This window comes from Kutzneria kofuensis (assembly GCF_014203355.1).
Lineage (GTDB): Bacteria > Actinomycetota > Actinomycetes > Mycobacteriales > Pseudonocardiaceae > Kutzneria > Kutzneria kofuensis.
The window spans coordinates 25,938-48,427 of the sequence record NZ_JACHIR010000003.1; the positions used below are offsets into that span (position 1 = coordinate 25,938).

The window sequence follows — 22,490 nt, forward strand, 5'->3', positions numbered from 1 at the left end:
CGTGGTCTGCGAGATCGGCGACGCTACGCCAGAGCCTTCCGGATCAGCGCCTCAGCCTCGCGCGTGACGTCGTGCGGCGCCATGATGCCGGCGATCTCCGCCCCGGCTACCGTCTCCAGTATGCTGTGTACAGTCGACCAGTCGGACACCTGAACCAGTAGCGCCAACCCGTCGCGGATGTCGTCGTACTCGGGCGTGACGACCACCGGCCCCTGGTGACAGACCACGACATCCACGCCGTCCACGGCGACGGCCGCCCGCAGCGTGTCCCAATCGGGTTCCAGCACAAGGAGAACCGGCCGGCCGCTCAGTCCGGGGGAGTAGACGAAGCTGCAGTACTCCACGGGCACCAGCGCGGCGACCTCCTCGCGGTGCGTGGCCAGCTCGGTCCGCCACAGCACCAGCGCCCCGAAGTACTCGCGGTGCGCGATCGGCACGTCGCCGGGCACGATCAGCTCGTCGTAGATCACGGGGTCGGGCATCGCCGGATTCCGGTCCACGCCGAGCAGTTGCCGCTGCTCACGGGGATAGGCCAGCTGCGCGTAGCTGCCGCAGCGGCGCTCGCCCAGCGGCGCGACCGGCCGGCTCGACAGCACGTCGATCCAGTCGTCGGTGATGGACCGGTCGTACTGGAGGTGGATGCTCTCCCACACCATGCCGCCGCCGACCCGAGGATTGATCTCGACGATCTCCGCCACGCCGTCGGCGTTCACCCGCATCTCGACGTGGTAGCCGCCGTCGGTCAGGCCCAGCACCGCCATCGCCTGTTCGGCAACGGATCGGGCCCGCGCGAGCTCCTCGTCGGTGAGAATCGTGACGGGGGAAGCCATGCCGCGCTCCAGCACGGTGTCCGTGCCGAACTCGATCAGCGCCTTGTCGTGGTCCACGGCGTACACCGAGGCGCCGTCCTGGCGGATGATCTCCAGGCTGATCTCGCGGCCGTCGAAGAAGGACTCGGCGATCAGCTCGTTGTCGGCGAAGTACTCGGCCATCATGTCCGCGTCGGCCGGCCCCTCGCCGAAGGCCCGCTGCAGCCGTTCGACGTCCGCCCACTCGCGCGCCAACCCCACGCACAGCGAGCCGACGCCCCGCCGAGGCTTGACGACAAACGTCTCGCCGGCCGCGATCCGTTGCCGCAGCGTCGGGTCGGTCACCGGCACCGAGTCGAGGCCCGACAGCCCGTCGGCGCACAGGGTCCTGCGCATGAGGTGCTTGTCGAGGGTGTTCACCAGCGCGTGCGGCGGCACATCGGGCGCGCCGAGCAGCCGGTTCGCCTCGGCCATCAGCGGGCGCAGCGAATCCGCCTGCGTGAGACAGAAAACGAGGCCGTCGACGGTCTTGACGACCTCGGCGACCTCGTCGGAAGTGATCGCGACACCCTCGGCGATCGAGTACTCGACCTCGATCTGCTCGCACATCCGCCGGAACTGCGCGCCACCGTCGGACGGCAGCGAGGACAGCACGAACGGCTCGAAGCCCTTCCGGCGGAGGGTGTGCACGTGCGACCTGGTCAACGGTGCGCCGCGCCGGACGAGCAGCAGTGCGCGCATGGTTCCCCACCTCCACAGACGGCTTCTCCCGGCCACGCTATGGCCGGGAGAAGCGCCGCCCGTAGGGTCGGAACCGGCGGGGAAAAGCTGTCACTGCTCCTGCTGGGCCGCCGCGATCTGCTCGCGGACCTTGTCCATGTCCAGCGCCTGCACCTGGCCGATCAGGTCCTCCAGCGCCGGCGCCGGCAGCGCGCCCGCCTGGTTGAACACCACCACGCCGTCGCGCACCGCCATCAGGGTCGGGATGGAGCGGATGTTGAACGCCGCCGCCAGCTCCTGCTGGGCCTCCGTGTCCACCTTGGCGTGCACGATGTCGCCGTGCTGCTCGGACGACTGCTCGAAGACCGGCCCGAACATGCGGCACGGGCCGCACCACTCGGCCCAGAAGTCCACCAGCACCGTGCCCTTGCCGACGACCTCGTCGAAGTTCTCGCGGGTCAGTTCCACCGTGGCCATCGCCACCTCCTTCGCTCTCGGTGAAACGTGCCGACCATGGTTTTCATTCCTCGGCGTCGACGGCGTGCACGCACGGCCCGGTGACGTCCGCCACGGTCACGGCGGACGCCGGCGGTGCGGCGGAGCGCTACACCTTGGCCAACCAGACGCTCAGACCCAGCTCCTCGAACACGGTGGGCTCCTTGTCGCCGGCCCCCTCGGTCACCTCGTCGGCGAGAACCTCCTCGGCCAGCAGGTCCCCGTGCCGGCGCATCGCGGCGGCCACGTCCTCGCGGTCGCTGGTCCACCACAGCCGGATCCGGTCGGCGATGTCGAGGCCGATGCCCTTCCGCGTCTCCTGCACCAGCCGCACGGCGTCGCGGGCCAGGCCGGCCAGCGTGAGCTCCTCGTCGAGCTCCAGGTCCAGCGCGACGGAGGTGCCGTTCACGGTCGTCACGGCCCAGCCCTTGCGGGGCTGCTCGGTGAGCACGAGATCGTCACCGGCCAGCGTGATCGTCTCGCCGTCGAGGTCGACGGCCAGCGTGCCGTCGACGGGCGTGCCGGCGGCGGCGATGGCCTTGGCCAGTTGCTGCATCCGTGGCCCGAACCGCTTGCCCAGCACGCGGAAGTTCGGCTTGACGGTCACCTCGACCAGCTCGGTGGTCATCGGCTCCACCGCGCGGACGTTGAGCTCCTCGGCGATCTGCTCGCGCAGGTCGGCGTCGAGATCGGCGAAGCCGGGGGCGTGCACCATGGCCCGGGCCAGCGGCTGGCGGGTGCGGATCTTGTGGGCGGCGCGGGTGGAGCGGCCGAGCTCGACGAGATCGCGCACCAGTCGCATCTGTGCCACCAGGGCGGGATCCGCCGGCAGGTCCGCGGCCGACGGCCAGGAGGCGAGGTGCACGGAGTCGGCGTCCTCGTGCAGGTGCTGCCAGATGTAGTCGGTGACGAACGGCACGAACGGGGCCATCAGCCGGGTCAGCACGTCCAGCGTCTCGTGCAGGGTGGCCATCGCGGACGGCTCGGCCTGCCAGAACCGCCGCCGGGACCGGCGGATGTACCAGTTGGACAGGTCGTCGATGAACGCGGTGAGCCGGCGACCGGCCGCGGCGGAGTCGAAGGCTTCGAGGGCGGCGTCCACGTCGGCGACGACGCTGTGCAGCTCGGCCAGCAGCCACCGGTCCATCACGTGCCGCTCGCCCGTGAACTTTGAGGGCCGCCAGTCGGCCAGGTCGGCGTAGCGGAGCAGGAAGGAGGCGGCGTTCCAGTAGGTCAGCAGGACCTTGCGGACGATCTCGCTGAGCACCTCGTCGCCGACGCGGCGGTCGGCCCAGGGGGAGCCGCCGGCGAGCATGAGCCAGCGCACGGTGTCGGCGCCGTACTTGTCGAAGAGGTCGAACGGATCGAGGATGTTGCCGAGGTGCTTGCTCATCTTGCGGCCCTCGGCGTCGAGGATCAGCCCCAGGCACAGCACCGTCTCGTACGAGGACCGGTCGAACACGAGCGTGCCGACGGTCATCATCGAGTAGAACCAGCCGCGGGTCTGGTCGATCGCCTCGCAGATGTACTGCGCGGGATAGGACGCCTCGAACTCGGCCTGGTTGCGGTGCGGCGCGCCCCACTGGGCGAACGGCATCGCGCCGGAGTCGTACCAGACGTCGATCACCTGCGGCACTCGGCGCGCCTCCGCGCCGCAGTCGGGGCAGGGAAAGGCGACCTCGTCGACGAACGGCCGGTGCGGGTCGAGGTCCTTGAGGTCCGTGCCGACCAAAGTGGACAGTTCGGCAAGCGAGCCGACGCAGGTCTGGTGATTGTCGGCGCAGCGCCAGATCGGCAGCGGCGTGCCCCAGAACCTGTTGCGGGACAACGCCCAGTCGACGTTGTTGTTCAGCCACGCCCCGTACCGGCCGTGCTTGATGTGCGCCGGATGCCAGGTGGTGCGCTCGTTCTCGGCGACGAGCTGGTCCTTGATCGCGGTGGTGCGGATGAACCAGGACGGCAGCGCGTAGTAGATCAGGGCGGTGCCGCAGCGCCAGCAGTGCGGATAGCTGTGCGGGTACGGCTCGTGCTTCAGCAGCAGGCCGCGCTCGGTGAGTTCGGCGATCACCGGTTCGTTGGCGTCACGGAAGAACAGGCCGCCGATGAGCGGCACGTCGTCGAGGAAGTGCCCGTTGACGCCGATCGGGTTGACCATCGGCAGGCCGTGCTGGCGGGCGACGGCCATGTCCTCCGCGCCGAACGCCGGCGCCAGGTGCACGATGCCGGTGCCGCTGTCCATCGTCACGTAGTCGGCGGTGAACACCCGGAACGCGTCGTCGCCGAACTCGCTCAGCGGCACCAGGTCCAGCGGCCGCCGGTAGCTCGCGCCGGCCAGTTCCGCGCCGCTCAGGCGTTCCAGAACCTCGGCGCCCTCGGGCAGCAGCTGCTCGGCGGTGACGACCTTCTCGTCGTCGTGGGCCGCGAGGACGTAGGTGGCCTCGGGATGCACGGCTACGGCGGTGTTCGACGGCAGCGTCCACGGCGTCGTCGTCCACACCAACAGGTTCGCGCCCTGCCACGGGCCGGAGGTCAGCGGGAACCGCACGTACACCGAGGGATCGACGTCGTCCTGGTAGCCCTGCGCGACCTCGTGGTCGGACAGCGGCGTCTCGTCGCGCGGACAGTACGGCGTGACGCGGTAGTCCTCGACGAGCAGGCCCTTGTCGAAGACCTGCTTCAGCGACCACCAGACGCTCTCGACGTAGGCCGGCGCCATGGTCATGTAGGCGTTGTCGAGGTCGGTCCAGTAGCCCATGCGCTCGGTCATCCTGGCGAAGTCGGCCACGTTGCGCAGCGCCGACTCGCGGCAGCGGGCGTTGAACTCGGCGATGCCGTACGCCTCGATGTCCTGCTTCTTGGTGAACCCGAGTTCCTTCTCCACGGCCAGTTCCACCGGCAGTCCGTGGCAGTCCCAACCGGCCCGGCGCTCGACGTGGTGGCCCTTCATGGTCTTGAACCGGGGGAACAGGTCCTTGAACACGCGCGCCTCGACGTGGTGTGTGCCGGGCTTGCCGTTGGCCGTCGGCGGTCCCTCGTAGAAGCCCCAGCGCGGTCCGTCGGCGGTCTGCTCGAGCGAGCGCCGGAACACGTCGGTGGACCGCCAGCGGTCCAGAATCTCCAGCTCGACCGCCGGCAGGTCGATCTCGGTCGGCAGCGGGGAGAAGGCGCGTTCGTTCACCCGTCCGACCTTATCGGTGGGTCGATTCGGGTCGAGCTCGGCCCGCGCGATCTTGCGCCGGCCGGCTCCTGTCGTCGGCCCGGGTGGCCAGGGCGACGTGGCTCGGGTCGACGTCGTCCAGGGTGAGGGATTCCCGGTCGGCGAGGGGCGGAGGACACCGCAACCGCCGATGCGGCCGACATCGACAGCGGAGCGTGGCGGACGCCGGAAAGCCTGGTCGGACCGTGGGTGACGCACTGTGGCTGGCGTTGGACCATTGGACGATGAGTACCGCCAGTGGGGTGAGCTTCCGTCGGAAATCCACATGGACGTCGTGCGGCACCTGCTGTCCCATGAGCGTGCCGCGGCTGGACCAGTTGAGCGACAGGCGACGACCGCGTCGGGCGACGACGGCCACGACGTTCTTCCGGCAGCGAACCGACGGGACTCCGGCCGGCTTCCGGGCCCCGCGCGGCCGGGATTTAATGACGGGATTGCGCCATGAAATTGCATGGAGCGTTCTCATCGGGCATCTGCAAATGACGATTCCATAAGATGTTCGACGGTCGGACACCGTCGCCCGCCCTCGTTCGGGTGGACTGTCACACCGTTGATGTACTGCGGAAATGCGCGCGTGCACGTGCACCTGCATCATCATGCGCCATTTCGAACGGGTGACGCACGCCCGTTCACCTTTTCTGCCTATTTCCGAATCGGCGTCCTTCGTCGAAACTGAACGCGTTCCGGGGGCGTGAGGAGGGCGGTCCGTGATGGAGGAAATTCGCCGAATACGGGACGTGGACAACGAGCAAATTGCACAGGGCGAACCGTCCATCCGGGTGCCACCGGGGACCGCGCAAGTGCCCACGCGAACGTGTCTCGGCCTCCGGCCGCCGGCGGAGGACCGGCGAATAGGCCACCGGCCCCGCCCGATCCACCGCTCCCAATGCCTCGCGGCTCCCAGACGGCCGGAACAAACGCGTCCCCGACCCGACCTGCGCACACTGGCCTGGCGCCTGCTCCGGGTGATCGCCGGCGCGTCGGCGATGGGCGCGGGCCTGGCCCTGATGATCCGCGCTCACCTCGGCGCGCAGCCGTGGGACGTGCTGCACCTGGCGCTGGCCAAGCTGCTCGGCGTCTCCCCGGGCACGGTGATCATCGGCGTGGCGCTGCTGGTGCTGCTGTTCTGGTGGCCCCTGCGCCAGCGCCCCGGCCTGGGCACGCTGGCCACGACCATCCTGCCCGGCGTCTCCTGCGACCTGGTGCTCTCGGTCGTGCCGGTGCCCGACGACCTCGTGCCCCGGGCGGCACTGCTGGCCGGCGGCATCAGCGCCTTCGCGGCCGGCACCGCGCTGGTGATCAGGGCCGGCCTCGGCCCGGGGGCCCGCGACGGCCTGATGACCGGCGCCTGCGCTCGCTGGGGCTGGAGCGTCCGAACCGTCCGAACCTGCCTGGAGCTGGGCGTTCTCGTGCTGGGACTGGTGCTCACCGACCCCATGCAGGCCATCCGCACCGGCACCGCCGGCCCCGGCACGATCGCGATCGCCCTCACCCTCGGGCCGCTGCTGGGACTGCTGCTCAAGCAGCGGGCCAAGCGCGAGGCCCAGCCGTCATGACCTCAGTTCTGCGCGGCCGCCGCGATCAGCTGGGCCCGCAGCTCGGGGGTCAGCCTGCTGGCCATCCGCTCCACCAGCATGGACATCTCGTACGCGACGACGTCCATCTGGCAGTTCGGGGCGGCCAGCACCGCCAGGCACGACCCGTCGCTGATCGACATCAGGAACAGGTAGCCCTGCCGCATCTCCACGATCGTCTGCACCACGTCGCCGTAGTCGAAGCAGCGGGCCGCGCCCTTGGCCAGGCTGACCAGGCCACTGGCCACGGTCGACACCTGCTCGGCCCGGTCGGACGGCAGCGCGTGCGACCCGGCGAGCAGCAGCCCGTCGGCGGACACCACGACGGCGTGCGCCACCTCGGGCACGCGGCGCACGAAGTCGCTGATGAACCACGCGAAGTCGCCGGGTTCCTGGTTGGTCATCCCTGTCTCCACTCTCAGCCGCGGGTCTCGGCCAGGTCGTCCGGCGGGCTGTCCAGCGCGTGCCGGCGGGCCCGGCCCAGGCCGCGCTGGAAGCCGGACAGCCGGTTGCGGGTCGTCTCCGGGGTCCGCTCCGGGAACTGCGGCGGCCGCGTCTCCTGCACCTCGGGCGCGGCGGTGCGGGGCGCGGCCGAGCCGGGCACCAGGTGCTTGTTCGGCACGCGTTTCGGCAGGCCGACGGCGGTGAGCTGGTCGGAGGCCGGGCCGCTGAGCTTGGTGCGCACGGTCAGCCAGCCCTCGTCGGCGGGCGAGTTCCACGACTCGTGCCGGTTGACCGGCTCGGGCGGCGGCTTCACCGCTGGCAGGCTCGTCTCCAGCGGTTCGACCTCGGCGACCGGGAGCGCGGGCAGCGGCGGCGCGTCGGGCTCGTCGACCGGCCATTCGTCCATCTCGACCGGCTGGAACCACCGTGACAGCACTTCCTCGTAGATCGGCAGGCGCGTCGTGGACTCCGGTTCCGGCTCCTTCACCGGCTCGGGAGTCACCGGCTCGGGAGCGGCGGCCGTGACGGCCTCCTCCGGCGGCGGCCGGAACAGGCTGCCGTTCTGCTGCGGGATCGGCACGTGAGCGACGACGTCGGGCTGCGTCTCCTCCAGCCGCGTCGGGCGGCGGACCGGCGCGACGTCGAGGCGCTCGTCCTCCTCGCGCGCCGGCGCCAGCAGGTCGGCCGGCACCGTGATGACGGCCTTGGTGCCGCCCTCGATGAAGTCGCCGCTGCGCAACCGGACCCGGATGTTGTTGCGCTGGGCCAGCCGCGCGACCACGTACAGGCCCATCCGGCGGGCCACCGTGACGTCGAAGTCCGGCGGGTCGGCCAGCCGCTCGTTGGCGGCGTCGAGCTCCTCGGTGGTCATGCCCATGCCGGAGTCGGAGATCTGCATGGCCAGCTGCCCGCCGCGCAGCTGCCGGGCGGCGACCGTGACCGTGGTCGAGGCCTCGGAGTACGTCGTGGCGTTGTCCAGCAGCTCGGCGATCAGGTGGATCAGGTCCTTCACCGCGCGGCCGTGGACCAGCACGGTCGGCAGGCCGGTCGCCTTGACCCGGGCGTAGTGCTCGACCTCGGAGATGGCCGCGCCGACCAGCTCGGCCAGCGGCAGCGGCCGGACCATGTGCTTGGTCAGCCCGGTGCCGGACAGGATGATCAGGTTCTCGCTGTTGCGGCGCATCCGGGTGGCCAGGTGGTCCAGCACGAAGAACCGGGCCAGCTGGTCGGGGTCCTGCTCGTTCTGCTCCAGCCGGTCCAGCTCGCACAGCTGCCGCTCGACCAGCGCCTGGCTGCGGCGGGACAGGTTGACGAAGATCGCGTTCACGTTGTCGCGCAGCACCGCCTGGTCCACGGCCATGCGCACGGCCTGGTCGTGGACCAGGTCGAAGGAGCGGGCCAGCTGGCCGATCTCCTCCCGGCTGAACACCGACACCGGGTCGACCGCGTTCTTCGCCGCCTCCACGGGGTCGGGGTCGGCGAGGATGCGCTTGAGGGTCTGCGGCAGCCGGACGTTGGCGATGTCCAGCGCCTCCAGCCGCAGCCGGCGCAGCGGCGTGAGCAGCGACCAGGCCATCACCAGCATCAGGCCGAGCGCGATCATCAGCGTGCCGAGCAGCGCCGCGATGTCCCGGCCGGCCGCGGCCGCCGCGTCCGCGGCCAGCGCCGACGCCTGCTCCCGGAGCTGCCCGATCAGGCCCAGCTCGACCTGGTGGAACTTGTCGTTGGCGATGGTGCTGGCGTTGGTGAACGCGCGGACGTCGATGTTCAGCGGGGCCGTCGCGCTGTCCGTGAGCAGCGCGGACTGCTCGGTCAGGTGGTCGGCGTCGACGTCGGCGCCGCTGTAGCCGTCGCTGAACGACTGCCGCTCCTGGCTGGTCGCGACCGCGGTGTAGTCCGTGACGGACGCGGTGAACGCCGCGTTGGCCGAGCGGGCCCGGTCCTGGTTGAGCGAGGACTGGAACGAGTTGTGCGCGGCGGCGATCTGCAGCAGCGCGTCCAGCTGCGCGATCTGCTCCTTGGCCTGGTCGAGCGTCTGCGCGGCGGTGCTCGCGCGGGACAGGTCCTGGGTGCCGGCGGCCGCCGTGACCTCCCGGCCGACCTGCACCAGCGTGTCGATCACGGACGTGTACTCGGTGAACAGCGCCGAGTCCGGGTAGACGCCGCGCTGGGCCAGCACCCGAAGCGTGGTCAGCGTGGTCAGGCCGTCGACGGCCCGGCGGTAGCGGTCCATGCTGCCGGCGTCGGCCAGGTTCAGGCCGGCCACCGCGATGCGCAGCTCGGAGATCGCCGCGTTGCTCCGGTCCACCTGGGCGGCCAGCGGGCTGCCGGCGGCGGAGCTGTTCGCGGCCGCGCCGGTGACCATGAGCACCCGCTCCTTCTGGAGCTGGTGGATCACCTCGGTGATCTGCCGGGCCACGTCGACCTGGGCCACCGTGCGGTGGAAGTTGTTGGCGTTGTCGATCTCGGACTGGACCCGCAGGCCGCCGAGGATCAGGGCGGCGACCGTGGGCACCAGCAGCACCGCGCCGACCTTGGTGCGCAGGCGCCAGTTGCGCAGCCGCCATCTGCCGCCCGCGGAACCACCCGGTCCTGGTCGCCGTCCGGTCACCGGCCTGCGGGGCTGGTGGTGATCAACCGACTCGTCGCGGGAGACCCGACGCTCGGACACTTCCTCACACGCTCCCCTGGTCATCCGAACAAGGACCCGTCAGGCGAATCGGAGTTCGAGGGTGGTTGGTGCGGCCCATTTGTCAACAGTTGACGATCCGCACCCGAAAGGTTTCGGCCCCGTCGGATGCAATTGCACCGGAGCTTCTTAGCACGGCTGCGGACCCCTTGTTGACGCGCGTCGGGGTGACGTCCCACCAATGGACGCCGCCTCGGTCAATGGTTGTGCGAGCAAGTAGAAGCCCGTTTCCGCATCCTGACGGTGGTTTTCGAACGCCCGTGCTCGCGGTTTCGTCATGATCGTTTTTTTCGAATTCACCCGCATGGACGTGACGGCGTCTGCTAGGGCGATCCGGCTACTGGAGAATCGACTCCGCGCTTCGGCGTAAACCGTGCGCCGGAATGGCGTCGTCCGGCGGCTGGAACTGCAGGATTTCCGGTCCGCGAGTGTTTGTGCCGCATGGATGACGGTATTGCGGGCGTCGCTAGAGTCTCGCAGGGTGTGGCGGTGATCCGCGTCACGTCAATTGTGAATTCGACCCCCGAGCGGGGAGGAGAAAGATCGACATGAGTGATCCACATGCCGGTCCGACGGTGGGCAGGCCCTGGTCACGGCGGCTGTTCCTGTCGGTGACGGCGGCGGCCGCGGTGGCCGCGGTGGACTCCGGCTGCAGCCTGCTCGGCGGCTCGACCAACACGGGCGTGCAGGCGGCCGGCAACGAGACGCTGGAGAAAACCAAGATCAACGTCTCGCTGATTCCCTGCACCGACGTCGGCCCGCTGTGGCTGGCGAAGAAGAACGGCTACTTCGCCGCCGAGGGACTCGACGTCACCCTGGTCAACAAGCCCAACGGGCCGGGCGTGATCAGCAGCGTCCTCGGCGGTGACGCCGACTTCGGCTTCGCCACCTATCCCGTGCTGGTGCAGGCGCAGCTGAAGACCAACGGCAAGCAGAACCTGCGCGTGGTCGCCGACGCGTCCGCGGCCAAGCCCGACACCACCGCCGTCGTGGTGAAGAAGGGATCCCAGCTGACCCGGGCCGAGGACCTGAAGGGCAAGCGGATCGCGGTCACCGCCCGTGGAACCATGGCCGATCTCGCCGTGATGGCCGGTCTTCGAGCGGCCAAAGTGGACTGGTCCACAGTGGAGTGGAAGCAGATCGGCTTCGCCGACATGCTGCCGAAGCTGGAGAGCGGCGAGATCGACGCCGCCTTCTTCGCCGAGCCGTACGTGACGATCGCGCAGGCGCAGGCCGGTGTCACCACCGTGTTCCAGCCGCTGACCGGTGCGCTGGACGGGATCCCGCTCAGCGGCTACATGGCGACCGAGAAGACCACCAAGGAGCTGCCCAAGACCGTGGCCGCCTTCCAGCGCGCGATCCGCAAGGCGCAGACCGAGGCCGCCACGCAGCAGGGCGACACCGAGGTCAAGCAGACCATGGTGGACAACGCCAACGTGCAGCCCGACATCGCGCCCGTGATCCACCTGCCGTCCTACCCGATCTCCGCCGATCCGACGCGGTTGCAGCGGGTGCCGGACCTGATGCAGCAGTTCGGGCTGATCGGCCAGAAGTTCGACATCAAGCCGATGATCCTGCCGCAGCTGGGCTGAGGCAGGCGACGCGCGCCGCGCTGGAGGGGGCTGAGGTTGGTGGATGCCGTGTTGCGGGACCGACCGGGATCGGTGCGGTGATGCGGGCCGCGCTGCGGGGCCTGATCGGCGTCGTGGTCCTCCTCCTCGTTTGGGAGGCGGTGGTGCGCGCCGGCGCGGTCCCGGCCGACTACCTGCCGCCGCCCTCGGTGGTGTTCCCGCAGTTGGTGGCGATGCTGGTGGATCCCGCGTTCCTGTTGGCCGTCGTCGCCACCGTGCTGTCGTGGGCGATCGCGTTGGCCCTGGCCATCGGGATCGCGGTGCCCGCCGGCCTGATGCTGGCCAGCGTGGCCTGGCTGCGGGTGGCCAGCCGGACCGTCGTCGAGTTCCTCCGGCCGATCCCGGCCGTGGCACTGGTTCCGCTGCTCGTGGTGTCCATCGGCGGCGGTCCGACCACCAAGATCGCGTTGGCGGTGTTCGCAGGGTTGTGGCCCATCCTGTTCAACACCATCTACGCCTTCGACGAGATCGAACCGTTGCAGGTGGACACCGCGCGGGTGTTCGGCGCGGGCCGGGTGCGGGTGCTGACCCGGGTCGCCCTGCCGAGCGTGTCGCCGTTCGTGCTCACCGGCGTCCGGCTCTCCGCCGCCATCGGGCTCGCGGTGGTGGTCTCGGCGGAGATGCTCACCGGCGCCAGCGGCGGCATCGGCCAGTTCATCCTCGCCGCGGCCAGCGGGGCGACGCGGATGGACCGCGTGTTGGCCGGCGTAGTCGTGGCCGGGGTTCTCGGCTACGCGATCAACGCGGCGCTGGAACGGGTGCACCGCCGGTACTTCGGGTGGCAGTCATGAGTCGATTCCTGGTGCGCTGGGGAGTGTTCCTGGCCGTCGTGACGTTCTGGCAGCTCGCCACGACGGTCGCCGACCACCCGTACTTCCCGACGCCGCTGCAGATCCTGGCCGCCGCCAAGGACATGTGGTTGTCCGGCACCGCGGCGACGCTGTTCCTCAGCCCGGACGCGATCGACTCGCTGCTGCCCAGCATCGGCCGGCTCGTCGGCGGCTGGCTGCTGGCGGTGCTGGCCGGCGTGGTGGCCGGCACCGCCCTCGGCCTGTCCCGGCGGCTCGTCGAGTACACCGGCCCGCTGTTCGCCTTCTTCCGCTCACTGCCGTTGCCCGCACTGGTGCCGGTGTTCGTGCTGCTGTGTCGACTCGGGACACAGATGGTGCTCGCCGTGATCCTGTTCGGCGCGGTGTGGGCGGTGCTGCTGAACACTGTGGACGGTGTGCGGACGGTCGACCGGGTGCAGTTGGAGACCGCGCGGGCCTTCCGCGTGCCGGCCGCCCGGCGGCTGCTCGGCATCGTGCTGCCGGCCGCGCTGCCGAAGATCTTCGCCGGGCTGCGGGTGAGCCTCTCGCAGTCGGTGACGCTGATGGTGGTCGCCGAGTTGTTCGCCGCCAACGGCGGTCTCGGCGGCGAGCTCCGCGACGCGCAGGACCAGTTCGACTTCGCCCAGATGTGGGCCGTGGTCGTGATGATCGGCGTGCTCGGCTACACCCTCAACACGGCGCTGCTCGCGGTGGAGCGGCACGCGTTGGGCTGGCATCCCGCCGCGGGCGCCCGCCGCCCGCCGGCCAGAGCAGGAGGACACCTTGTCGACCATGCTTGAGTTGGCTCGGTTGAGCCATGTCTACGGTGATCACGCCGCGATCGCCGAGTTGTCGTTCACCGTGGACGCCGGCGAGCTCGCCTGCATCGTCGGCCCCTCCGGCTGCGGCAAGTCCACTCTGCTGCGGGCCATCGCCGGCCTGCTCCCGCCCACCAGCGGCTCGGTGCTCCTGCACGGCTCGCCCGTCCGCGGCGTGCCCGACGACCTCGCCGTCGTGTTCCAGGACTACAGCCGTTCCCTGTACCCGTGGCTCACCGTGCAGTCCAATGTGGAGTTTCCGCTGCGGGGACGCGTCGGCCGCACCGAGCGTCACGACCGCGCCCGGTTCGCCCTCGCCCAGGTCGGGCTGGCCGGCGCCGCCCACAAGCATCCGCAACAACTCTCCGGCGGCATGCAACAGCGCGTCGCCCTGGCCCGTGCCCTGGCCTACCGCCCCGCCCTGCTCCTGCTCGACGAGCCCTTCGCCTCCGTCGACGCCCAAACCCGCTTCGAGCTGGAGGACCTGCTCCTGCGCGTGCATGCCGAGCAGGGCACCACCATGCTGCTCGTCACCCACGACATCGACGAGAGCGTCTACCTCGGCGACCGCGTCCTCGTCCTGTCCGCATCACCCGCCCGTGTGCTCGCCGACCTGCCCGTCGACCTGCCCCGCCACCGCGACCAGATCACCACCCGCGAGTCCGAGACCTTCGTCGAACTCCGCTCCGAGGTCGCCCGCCTGCTGCGCGGCGTCCCCGTCCCGGTGGCCACCTGACATCAAACGGCCGGCAGCGGGTACCCGCAGCGTGACGAGCACGAGGAGGAGCGCTGATGATCGGGTACACGCTGATGACCGAGCAGGCCGGGCCGCGCGAGCTGGTGGCGCACGCCGTGCGCGCCGAGCAGGCCGGCTTCGACTTCGAGGTGATCAGCGACCACTACTCGCCGTGGCTGGTGGAGCAGGGGCACGCGCCGAACGCGTGGGCGGTGCTGGGCGCGGTGGCTCAGGCGACGGAGCGGGTCCGGCTGATGACGTACGTGACCTGCCCGACCATGCGGTACCACCCGACCGTCGTCGCGCAGCAGGCGGCGACGGTGCAGCTGCTGTCCGACAACCGGTTCACACTGGGACTGGGCGCGGGGGAGAACCTCAACGAGCACGTGGTCGGGCGCGGCTGGCCGCCGGTGAACGTGCGGCACGAGATGCTCGGCGAGGCGCTGGAGATCATCTCCCGGCTGTTCAACGGTGGCTACGTGGACTTCGTGGGCCGGCACTTCCGGGTGGACTCGGCGAAGCTGTGGGACCTGCCGTCGGAGCGGGTGCCGGTCGGCGTGGCGGTGTCGGGGCCGCAGTCGGTGGAGCTGTTCGCGCCGAGCGCGGACGCCATGATCGCGGTGGAGCCGGACGCGGAACTGTGCCGGGCGTGGCGGACGGCGGCGCCGGACGCGGACCGGATCATCGGGCAGTTGCCGGTGTGCTTCGACCGTGACGAGCACGCGGCGATGGCCCGTGCGCACGAGCAGTTCCGCTGGTTCGGCGGTGGCTGGAAGGTCAACTCCGAGTTGCCCGGCCCGTCGGCGTTCGCCGGCGCGACGCAGTTCGTGCGGCCGGAGGACGTGGCGGAGTCCATCCCGTGTGGACCCGAGGTGAAGCCGATCGTCGAGGCGGTGGCGAAGTTCCAGGAAGCCGGCTTCACCGACGTGGCGCTGGTCCAGATCGGCGGCAAGCACCAGCGCGAGTTCCTCGACTTCGCCCGGGACGAACTGCTGCCGGCGCTCAGGTCGTGACGACGACGAACCGGTGGGACAGCGGGAACACCGCCGGCGCAACGGCCATGCAGGGACGGGCAGCGTTGATCATGCGGCATGCTGGACCTTGACCGATCAGCCGGCGCAAGGGGAGGGCACCAGATGACCAAGGTCGACTTCTACTTCGACCCGATCTGCCCGTTCGCGTGGATCACCTCGCGGTGGATCCTGGAGGTGGAGCGGCAGCGTGAGCTGGACCTTCGCTTCCGGATCATGAGCCTGACCGTGCTCAACAGCGGCCGTGAGGACCTGCCCGAGCAGTACAAGGCGCACATGGAGGAAGGCTGGTGGGCCGTCCGGGTGGCGGCGGCGCTCGCGCAGCGGCGCGGTGAGGCGGCGCTGCGGGACTACTACACCGAGTTCGGGATCCGCCATCACAACCAGGGCATCAAGGACCGCCGCGAGGTCATCGCGGCGGCCCTCGACGCGATCGGTGCTCCCGCCGAGCTCGCGGCGGCGGCGGACTCGACGGAATACGACGAGGCCGTGCGCAAGAGCCACCACGAGGGCATGGATCCGGTCGGCATGGACGTCGGCACGCCGACGATTCACATCGACGGCGTCGCGTTCTTCGGGCCGGTGCTCAGCTCGATCCCGCGCGGTGAGGCGGCGCTGAAGGTGTTCGACGGCGCGGTGGCGCTCGCCGGCTACCCGGACTTCTTCGAGATCAAGCGAACCCGGACCGGCGAGCTGAGCTTCGACTAGTTCACGTGGCCGATGCCCGGCCAGCTTCTTCCGTTGTGTCCCAACGCCCGCTGCACCGTGCCGCCCCCGCTGCCCTGCGCCCTGCGCGCCGTCGGAACAGGTTCGAGGAACCTGTTAGTGATGACACTATCACTTCAGTGCGGACTGAATATCAGGGCGGAAAGTCGGGAACGAGGGAGTCAGGAGAGGACGGGCGACGAAAAGGCGGGCGGCAGGGAAGCGCGAGCGAAGCCCGTGGCGGAGCAGCGCTGCGGGCAAGGTGAAGCCTCACGGCGAGCAAGGCCGAGCAGTTGGGCGCGATGGTCGGTCTTGCGGGCCGGTGCTCTGGCCGCCCAGCTAGCTGTCCTCGTCGCGGATGATGTGCACGGCGGCTTCTTCGGCCGAGGCACCGGCGCCGTCGATGCCCACGTCGACGCCGAGGAGGTCGGCGTCCCATTCGGGGCCGCCGACGGAGGCGGAGTCGGAGGCGATGTAGGAGGAGCTGACGAGGCGGCCGGCGCGCACATCGCCGACCTCGTCGTCGAGGAGCTCGCCGTCGGACGAGGAGAGGTCGCCCAGCCCGTCGTCGGAGGGGTCGTCCGCGCCGAAGTCGGGGAGTTCCCGGGCGAGACGGTCGTCGAGGGACTGGCCGGTGAGCTGCTCACGGGGGGTGGTGCCCCAGTCGTCGAGAACCCAGGGCTTCTCGACGGGGGAGTAGCCCTCGTCCAGCGGATCGGCGGGCCCGTCGTCGAGGGTGTCCGAGGCGTCGAGCTGCTCGTAGGCGTCGTCGTCGATCTCGTCGCGGTCCATGGGGCGGCTCCCGTCGTACTCGTGGCAGCGGCCAGAATAGCCGCGTACGCCGGAATGCGTAGGCCGCAGGTACGTCCTGCGTGCGATGTCTGCCGGCAGGGCACGGACATACGGTCACGCCATGAGGATCGAACGTGCGTGTTACGTGGTGGCGGCAGTCCTGTTCGCCAGCGGACTGGCGCACCTGGGCGTGCAGGCCGTCGTGGGCGGACCGTGGGACGGGCCGGTGTCCTGGCGCAAGCCGGCGGACTTCGGCATGGCGTTCGGGCTCACGTTGTACGCGGTGACGTGGGCAAGCACCGTCATCGACCTGCGCCGCCGCCGGGCGGTCCTGGGTGCGTTCGCGGCGGCGTCCGTGGCGGAGGTCGTGGTGATCTCGGTGCAGGCCTGGCGCGGGGTGCCGTCGCACTTCAACACGACGACGCCGGTGGACGCCGCCTTCGCCTTCAGCGCGGCCGCCGGCGGCGCGGTGATCATCGTGACGACGCTGGCGCTGCTCCGGGCGGCATTCCGGCCGTCGGCGGCGCCACCCGGGCGGAAACTGGCGGTCCAGGTGGGCTTCGGCAGCCTGCTGGTCGGGTTGGCCGTCGGCGCGGTGATGATCGCCATCGGCACCAGCGAGGCCCGCACCGCCTCATTGGACGCCGCATACGACGCGGCGGTCGTGCTCGTGCCGGCCCACGCCGCCGCGATGCAGGGCATTCTCGTGCTGCCGATTCTGGCCTGGCTGACCGGTTTCACGACCTGGCCGGAATCCACCCGCACCCGCGTCACCGCCCTCGGCGCCGCCGGCTACCTGGTCTGCGCCGGCACGATCGTGCTGGAGTCGTTCCTCGGCATCAACGGCTTCGACCCGGCCTCCGCGCCCGTGGCCGGCACCGCGATCGCGGCGGCCGGTGCGACGGTTCTGGTCGGCGCCGGTGTGGTAACCCTGGCCGGGCTGAGGTGGGGGAGCCGCTTACCCCGGGCGGCCGCCAGCCGATAAGGTCGGCAAAGCCGAGCGACACTGTGGGGACGGCATGCGAGCGCACGCGTGGATGACGGCACTGACGGCCGGCGCGTTGGTTTCCACCATGATCTGTGGGTCCGCGGAAGCGGCGACCGACTGCGCCTGGAGCGGGACACCGTTGCCGCACGACGGCGTCACCGCCGGAACGGCGCAGGTGCTCGCGGCCCCCGGCGACATCCTGGGATTCGGTGACGGCCGTCTGCTTCGCTGGCACAACGGCACGTTGACCTCGACCGTTCTGCCCGACGGCGCCACCCAACTCCGGCTGCGCGGCGCCGACGGCGCGGGTCGGGTCGCCGGCACGATCAACTCCCCGCAGCACGCGATCACCGTGCGGGACGGCAAGATCACCGAGTACCCGGTGCCGACAGGGGCGAGCAACGGCGAGGCCCGGGGCGTCAACCAGCGCGGCGACGTCGCCGGCTTCGCCACCGGCCCCGGCCCGCAGCAGCGGCGCTACCTGATCTGGACCGACAGCACGACCGGCAACCCGACCGAGGTGCTGGTGCACGCCGACCAGTTCCGCACCCTGTCCGGCATCGCCGACGACCGCCGCCTGGTCCTCGACTGGGCCACCACGGACGGCCACACCCGCGCCGCCACCTTCCTCGGCGGCACCGCGACGCTGCTGGCGCTGCCCGAGGGCGCCACCGATTCGTGGACGACCGCCGTCGCCGGCAGCTGGATCATCGGCAAGGCCGGCACCCAGCCGCAGCGGTCCGTGGTGTGGGACCCCACCGGCGCCCCGCGCCTGCTCCCGGCCGGCTTCGACGCCGTGTCCGTCAACCGCTCCGGCGTGATCGCCGGCTACCTCGACGGCCAGGCCGCGGTGCAGACCCCGGACGGCACCGTGCACCAGCTCGGATCCGGCACCGAACTCGGCTCGGTCGCCGACGACGGCACCGTGCTGGGCGCCGCTGGCGGCGTTCCGACGACGTGGACCTGCCGCTGACGGTCGGGACGCATTCAGCGCGGGTTGCCCGCGCGTAGCCAGGACAGGTAGTCGGCGACGGCGCGCTCCGTGTCGTACTCGGGCAGGTAGCCGGTGTCCTTGTGGACTCGGGTGATGTCGAGATGCGGGTGCGCGGTGCCACCGGCGGGAAGGTCGATGCGCGCGTCGGGGACGACCTTCCTGATGGCGGCGACGACCTCGGCGTTGCTGGTGGCCCGGCCGGAGCTGACGTTGTAGGTGCGGTAGTTGAGCTGGTCGGCGAGCTGGAGCAGGGCGATGGCCCGGCCGCAGTCCTTGGCGTAGCAGAGGTCGATGGCGTCGCCCGCGTGCGCGGTGACGTCGGGCGTGATGCCCCGGGCGGCGGCGTGCACGAGCTGCGGCGCGGCGAAGAAGGGATCCACGGGACGGCCGAACGGTCCCCAGATGGCGCCGATGCGGTAGTTGACGATGTCGAGGCCGGCGGCGTCGGCGAGGTGGTCGGCGAGCAACTCGCCGATCTTCTTGAACGCCGGGATGACGTGGCCGGAAGTCATCGGCAGCGGCAGGTCCTCGGTGAACGGGTCGGCGGTGACGCCGCCGTACACGCCGATGGTGCTGGCGATGCCGACCCGCCGTACGCCCCAGTCCTGGGCCACCTGCAGCACGTTGAACAGGCTGCCGAGCGCACGCCGGGCGGCCTCGATGGGCTGGTCGGGCCCGGGCGGCCAGGGCATCGACCCGGCCAGGTGGACGATGCCGGTGATCTCGTGGCGGTCGCCGACCGCCCGTAACGAGTCGAGGTCGGTGATGTCGGCCTGCACGATTTCCGCTGGTACGGGTACCTCCGCCGGCTGGCGCCGCTGCGCCAGGACGCAGGGCTCACCCAGGTCGACCAGGGCCCGGGCGGTGTGGGTGCCGATGAAGCCGAGGCCGCCGGTGATCAGTATCATCAGTGCTCCAGACGGTTTTTTGAGCTGATCGTCAGTAGTGCTGACAATCAGCGTAGCGATAGGATTACCGGGTGTCCAGCGACAAGGTGAGCAGGCGCCTGGCGTACCTGCTCAAGCACGCCAACCTGCGGATGTCCGAGCTGACCGAGGCGGCGCTGCTGCCCTACGACATCACCGGGCGCGAGCTGGGCGTGCTGAACGTGCTCGTCGGCCGCGAGCCGGGTTCGCAGCAGCAGGCGGCCCAACGGCTGGGTATCGACCGCACGACGATGGTGGCGCTGCTGGACACGCTGGAGCGCAAGGGTTTGGTGTCCCGCCACCCGCACGCGGACGACCGGCGGCGCAACGTGGTCGAGCTGACCGAGCGGGGGGAGGACCTCGCGCGCCGGGCCAACGCGGCGGCCGAGGAGGCGGAGCAGGTGTTCCTGCGGCCGTTGACGGCGGAGGCCGGCGATCAGCTGCGGGAGTCGCTGCGCGCCATCGTGGGTTCGGTTGTCCGGACGGACGACTCCGCGCCAGTTCGGCGGTAAGCACGAGCGGAGCCGCCGAACATCGTTCTAGGGTCGGGGGATGCACACACTGCTGCGGGGCGGCCGGGTGATCGACCCGGGCGCCGGCTTCGACGGGCCGGCCGACGTACTGATCTCCGACGGCACGATCGCGGCAGTGGGCGCGGGGCTCGACGTGCCGGCGGGTGCGGAGGTCGTGGACGTCACCGGCCTGGTCGTCGGGCCGGGATTCGTCGACCTGCACAGCCACGTGCATTCGATCGCCGGGCACCGGCTGCAGGCGATGGACGGCGTGACGACCGCCCTCGACCTGGAGGCGGGCCTGATGCCGGTCGAGAAGGCGTACGCCGACGCGGCACGAGCCGGCCGACCGCTGAACTACGGCTTCTCCGCCTCCTGGGGCGCGGCGCGGGCGCAGGTGCTGCTCGGAGCCACCGCGGACGCACGGATCGGCAGCGGCCTGGCGGTGCTGGGCAATCCGGGCTGGCAGCGGTCGTCCTCGCCCGCCGAGCTGACGGCCTGGTTGTCGGCGCTGGAGAACGAGATCGCCGCGGGCGCGCTGGGTATCGGGGTGCTGATGGGCTACGCGCCGGCCAGTGACCCGGCGGAGTTCCTGGCGGTCGCCAGGCTCGCGGCGAAGGCCGGAGTTCCGACGTACACGCACGTCCGCGAGCTGGTGGAGGTGGATCCCGCGACGCCGGTCGACGGGTCGGAGGAGATCGTCCGCGCGGCCGCCGAGACCGGCGCCGCGATGCACCACTGCCACGTCAACAGCACCTCGGGTCGCCACATCGACCGCGTGCTCGGCACGCTCGACCGCGCCCAACGCTCGGGATCGCGCGTCACGGTCGAGGCCTATCCGTACGGCGCGGGCAGCACGGCCATCGGCGCGGCGTTCATCGACCCGGAGCGGCTGCGGATGAAGGGCCTCGGCCCGTCCAACGTGATCGTGCTGGAGACGGGCGAACGCGTCGCCGACGAGAAGCGGCTTCTCCAGCTGCGGCAGGCCGATCCGGGCGCGCCCTGCCTGATGGAGTTCCTCGACGAGCGGCAGGCCGCGGATCACGCGATGCTGCACCGCACGCTGGCCTACCCGGACGCCGTCGTCGCCAGCGACGCGATGCCGGTGTTCTGGCCGGACGGCAACTCCGAGAGCACCGAGTGGCCGCTGCCGCCCGGTGGCTCGACGCATCCGCGCGCCGCCGGCACCTTCGCCAAGGCACTGCGCCTGATGGTACGGGAGAGCACTACCTGGACCTGGCTGGAGGCGTTCCGGCGCTGTTCCTACCTGCCGGCCCGGATCCTCGACGACTGCGCGCCGGGCGCCCGTGCGAAGGGACACCTCGGGGTCGGCGCCGACGCGGACCTCGTGGTGCTCGACCCGGAGCGGATCACCGACGCCGCCACCTACACCGACCCGACCAGGCCGTCGGTCGGCGTGCGGCACCTGTACGTGGCCGGCACTTCCGTTGTCCGGCACGGCGAATTGCAAACGGATGCGCTGCCGGGGCAGCCGCTGCGTGGGGAGGCGCGATGACCGATCTGCTCGCCGACATCGAGGAACTCGTGCGGTGCGAGTCGCCGTCGTCGGATCACGACGCGGTGGCGCGCAGCGCGGAGGTCGTGGCGGCGGTCGGCCGCCGGCTGCTCGACGCCGAGCCGGAACGGATCGTGACGGACGGGTGCACGCACCTGCGCTGGCGGTTCGGCGACGCGCCCAAGGTCCTGCTGCTCGGCCATCACGACACCGTGTGGCCACTGGGATCCCTTGCCACACATCCGTTCTCCGTGCGGGACGGCGTGTTGCGCGGGCCGGGCTGCTTCGACATGAAGACCGGCGTCGTGATGGCCCTGCACGCCGTCGCGGCGCTGGAGGACCGCAGTGGCGTGACGATCCTGATCACCGGTGACGAGGAGATCGGCTCGCCGCGCTCCCGGCCCCTGATCGAGGACGAGGCGCGGGGCTGCGACGCCGCGTTCGTGCTGGAGGCGTCGGCCGCCGGCGGGGCGTTGAAGACCCGCCGCAAGGGCACGTCGATGTACCGGATCGTGGTGGAGGGCAAGGCATCCCATGCCGGGCTCGAACCGGAGAAGGGCATCAACGCCGGTGTGGAGATCGCGCACCAGATCCTCGCCGTGTCCGCATTGGACGATCCGGAACGTGGAACCACCGTCGTGCCGACGGCGCTCAGTGCCGGCACCACCTCGAACACCGTGCCGGCCAATGCCGTCGTCGCGGTCGACGTGCGGGCGTGGGAGACGGATGAGCAGGAACGGGTCGACGCGGCCATCCGGCAGCTGAAGCCGGTGCTGGACGGGGCGAAGCTCCGGATCGAGGGCGGCATCAACCGCCCACCGCTGGACTCCGCGTCCTCGGCGGGCCTGTTCCGCCTCGCGTCCGCGCTGGCCACCGAACTCGGGCTCGGCGAGCTCACCGAGACCGCCGTCGGCGGTGCCTCGGACGGCAACTTCACAGCGGGGCTGGGAATTCCCACGCTCGACGGCTTGGGCGCGGTGGGCGACGGCGCTCACGCCGACCATGAGCACGTGATCGTCGACGAGATCCCGAGGCGGACGGCGCTGCTCAACGCGCTGGTGAAAGCGGTGCTGTCGCAGTAGTT

Annotated in this window: 19 protein-coding genes; 12 read left to right on the plus strand and 7 right to left on the minus strand. The window is 70.8% G+C overall.

Going from position 1 to position 22,490, the window contains the following annotated elements; translation table 11 throughout:
- Window positions 1–23: 23 nt before the first annotated feature.
- The 3 genes from BJ998_RS42360 to ileS all read right to left on the minus strand — a co-directional run bounded on the left by BJ998_RS42360 (window position 24) and on the right by ileS (window position 5,202).
- Complete coding sequence (locus BJ998_RS42360) at window positions 24–1,550, minus strand: ATP-grasp domain-containing protein (protein WP_184869819.1); 1,527 nt, start codon at window positions 1,548–1,550, stop codon at window positions 24–26.
- Between the two features lie 90 nt (window positions 1,551–1,640).
- The gene (trxA, locus tag BJ998_RS42365) at window positions 1,641–2,006 is read right to left on the minus strand and encodes a thioredoxin (protein ID WP_184869820.1); all 366 of its coding nucleotides are present in this window, start codon (window positions 2,004–2,006) and stop codon (window positions 1,641–1,643) included.
- Window positions 2,007–2,133: 127 nt separating this feature from the next.
- Window positions 2,134–5,202: an isoleucine--tRNA ligase gene (gene ileS, locus BJ998_RS42370; RefSeq protein ID WP_312890652.1), complete on the minus strand. Its 3,069-nt coding sequence runs from the start codon at window positions 5,200–5,202 to the stop codon at window positions 2,134–2,136.
- Between the two features lie 1,004 nt (window positions 5,203–6,206).
- On the opposite strand from ileS, the gene BJ998_RS42375 reads away from it, so the two are divergent.
- Window positions 6,207–6,797 (plus strand): YczE/YyaS/YitT family protein, encoded by a 591-nt coding sequence (locus tag BJ998_RS42375; protein ID WP_312890653.1) that lies wholly within the window; start codon window positions 6,207–6,209, stop codon window positions 6,795–6,797.
- A 2-nt stretch (window positions 6,798–6,799) separates the two neighbouring features.
- Here the strand turns inward: BJ998_RS42375 and BJ998_RS42380 are convergent, their stop codons facing one another.
- Together BJ998_RS42380 and BJ998_RS42385 are read right to left on the minus strand one after the other, a co-directional pair.
- Window positions 6,800–7,219, minus strand: a complete 420-nt coding sequence (locus BJ998_RS42380) for a roadblock/LC7 domain-containing protein (RefSeq protein WP_184869822.1) — start codon at window positions 7,217–7,219, stop codon at window positions 6,800–6,802.
- Window positions 7,220–7,233: 14 nt separating this feature from the next.
- Window positions 7,234–9,930, minus strand: a complete 2,697-nt coding sequence (locus tag BJ998_RS42385; RefSeq protein WP_184869823.1) for an ATP-binding protein — start codon at window positions 9,928–9,930, stop codon at window positions 7,234–7,236.
- 566 nt (window positions 9,931–10,496) lie between these two features.
- Between BJ998_RS42385 and BJ998_RS42390 the strand changes: the two genes are divergently transcribed.
- From BJ998_RS42390 to BJ998_RS42415, 6 genes are all read left to right on the plus strand, one after another.
- Entirely contained in the window at window positions 10,497–11,540 is a 1,044-nt protein-coding gene (locus BJ998_RS42390; protein WP_184869824.1) for an ABC transporter substrate-binding protein, read from the plus strand.
- A gap of 80 nt (window positions 11,541–11,620) precedes the next feature.
- Window positions 11,621–12,370, plus strand: a complete 750-nt coding sequence (locus BJ998_RS42395) for an ABC transporter permease (RefSeq protein ID WP_184869825.1) — start codon at window positions 11,621–11,623, stop codon at window positions 12,368–12,370.
- A complete protein-coding gene (locus tag BJ998_RS42400) occupies window positions 12,367–13,188 on the plus strand; it encodes an ABC transporter permease (protein WP_184869826.1) in 822 nt (273 codons plus the stop codon). The genes BJ998_RS42395 and BJ998_RS42400 overlap by 4 nt, the downstream gene beginning before the upstream one ends.
- Window positions 13,172–13,942 (plus strand): ABC transporter ATP-binding protein, encoded by a 771-nt coding sequence (locus BJ998_RS42405; protein WP_184869827.1) that lies wholly within the window; start codon window positions 13,172–13,174, stop codon window positions 13,940–13,942. The genes BJ998_RS42400 and BJ998_RS42405 overlap by 17 nt, the downstream gene beginning before the upstream one ends.
- A 53-nt stretch (window positions 13,943–13,995) precedes the next feature.
- The gene (locus BJ998_RS42410) at window positions 13,996–14,955 is read left to right on the plus strand and encodes an LLM class F420-dependent oxidoreductase (protein WP_184870270.1); all 960 of its coding nucleotides are present in this window, start codon (window positions 13,996–13,998) and stop codon (window positions 14,953–14,955) included.
- 123 nt (window positions 14,956–15,078) lie between these two features.
- The gene (locus tag BJ998_RS42415; protein WP_184869828.1) at window positions 15,079–15,681 is read left to right on the plus strand and encodes a mycothiol-dependent nitroreductase Rv2466c family protein; all 603 of its coding nucleotides are present in this window, start codon (window positions 15,079–15,081) and stop codon (window positions 15,679–15,681) included.
- A 336-nt stretch (window positions 15,682–16,017) separates the two neighbouring features.
- Here BJ998_RS42415 and BJ998_RS42420 read toward each other — a convergent pair whose 3' ends face one another.
- Window positions 16,018–16,470 (minus strand): DUF5709 domain-containing protein, encoded by a 453-nt coding sequence (locus BJ998_RS42420; RefSeq protein ID WP_184869829.1) that lies wholly within the window; start codon window positions 16,468–16,470, stop codon window positions 16,018–16,020.
- 121 nt (window positions 16,471–16,591) lie between these two features.
- Between BJ998_RS42420 and BJ998_RS42425 the strand changes: the two genes are divergently transcribed.
- Window positions 16,592–17,455: a hypothetical protein gene (locus BJ998_RS42425; protein ID WP_184869830.1), complete on the plus strand. Its 864-nt coding sequence runs from the start codon at window positions 16,592–16,594 to the stop codon at window positions 17,453–17,455.
- A gap of 34 nt (window positions 17,456–17,489) precedes the next feature.
- The gene (locus BJ998_RS42430) at window positions 17,490–18,431 is read left to right on the plus strand and encodes a hypothetical protein (protein ID WP_184869831.1); all 942 of its coding nucleotides are present in this window, start codon (window positions 17,490–17,492) and stop codon (window positions 18,429–18,431) included.
- 14 nt (window positions 18,432–18,445) lie between these two features.
- Here BJ998_RS42430 and BJ998_RS42435 read toward each other — a convergent pair whose 3' ends face one another.
- A complete protein-coding gene (locus tag BJ998_RS42435) occupies window positions 18,446–19,360 on the minus strand; it encodes an NAD-dependent epimerase/dehydratase family protein (protein ID WP_184869832.1) in 915 nt (304 codons plus the stop codon).
- 71 nt (window positions 19,361–19,431) lie between these two features.
- Between BJ998_RS42435 and BJ998_RS42440 the strand changes: the two genes are divergently transcribed.
- Genes BJ998_RS42440 through BJ998_RS42450 form a run of 3 tightly spaced genes read left to right on the plus strand, consistent with a single transcriptional unit; the run spans window position 19,432 to window position 22,488 of the window.
- A complete protein-coding gene (locus BJ998_RS42440) occupies window positions 19,432–19,890 on the plus strand; it encodes a MarR family winged helix-turn-helix transcriptional regulator (RefSeq protein ID WP_221339617.1) in 459 nt (152 codons plus the stop codon).
- A 40-nt stretch (window positions 19,891–19,930) separates the two neighbouring features.
- Window positions 19,931–21,406: an amidohydrolase family protein gene (locus BJ998_RS42445; protein ID WP_184869833.1), complete on the plus strand. Its 1,476-nt coding sequence runs from the start codon at window positions 19,931–19,933 to the stop codon at window positions 21,404–21,406.
- Window positions 21,403–22,488: a M20 family metallopeptidase gene (locus tag BJ998_RS42450; RefSeq protein ID WP_184869834.1), complete on the plus strand. Its 1,086-nt coding sequence runs from the start codon at window positions 21,403–21,405 to the stop codon at window positions 22,486–22,488. Before BJ998_RS42445 ends, BJ998_RS42450 begins: the two co-directional genes overlap by 4 nt.
- Window positions 22,489–22,490 lie beyond the last annotated feature (2 nt).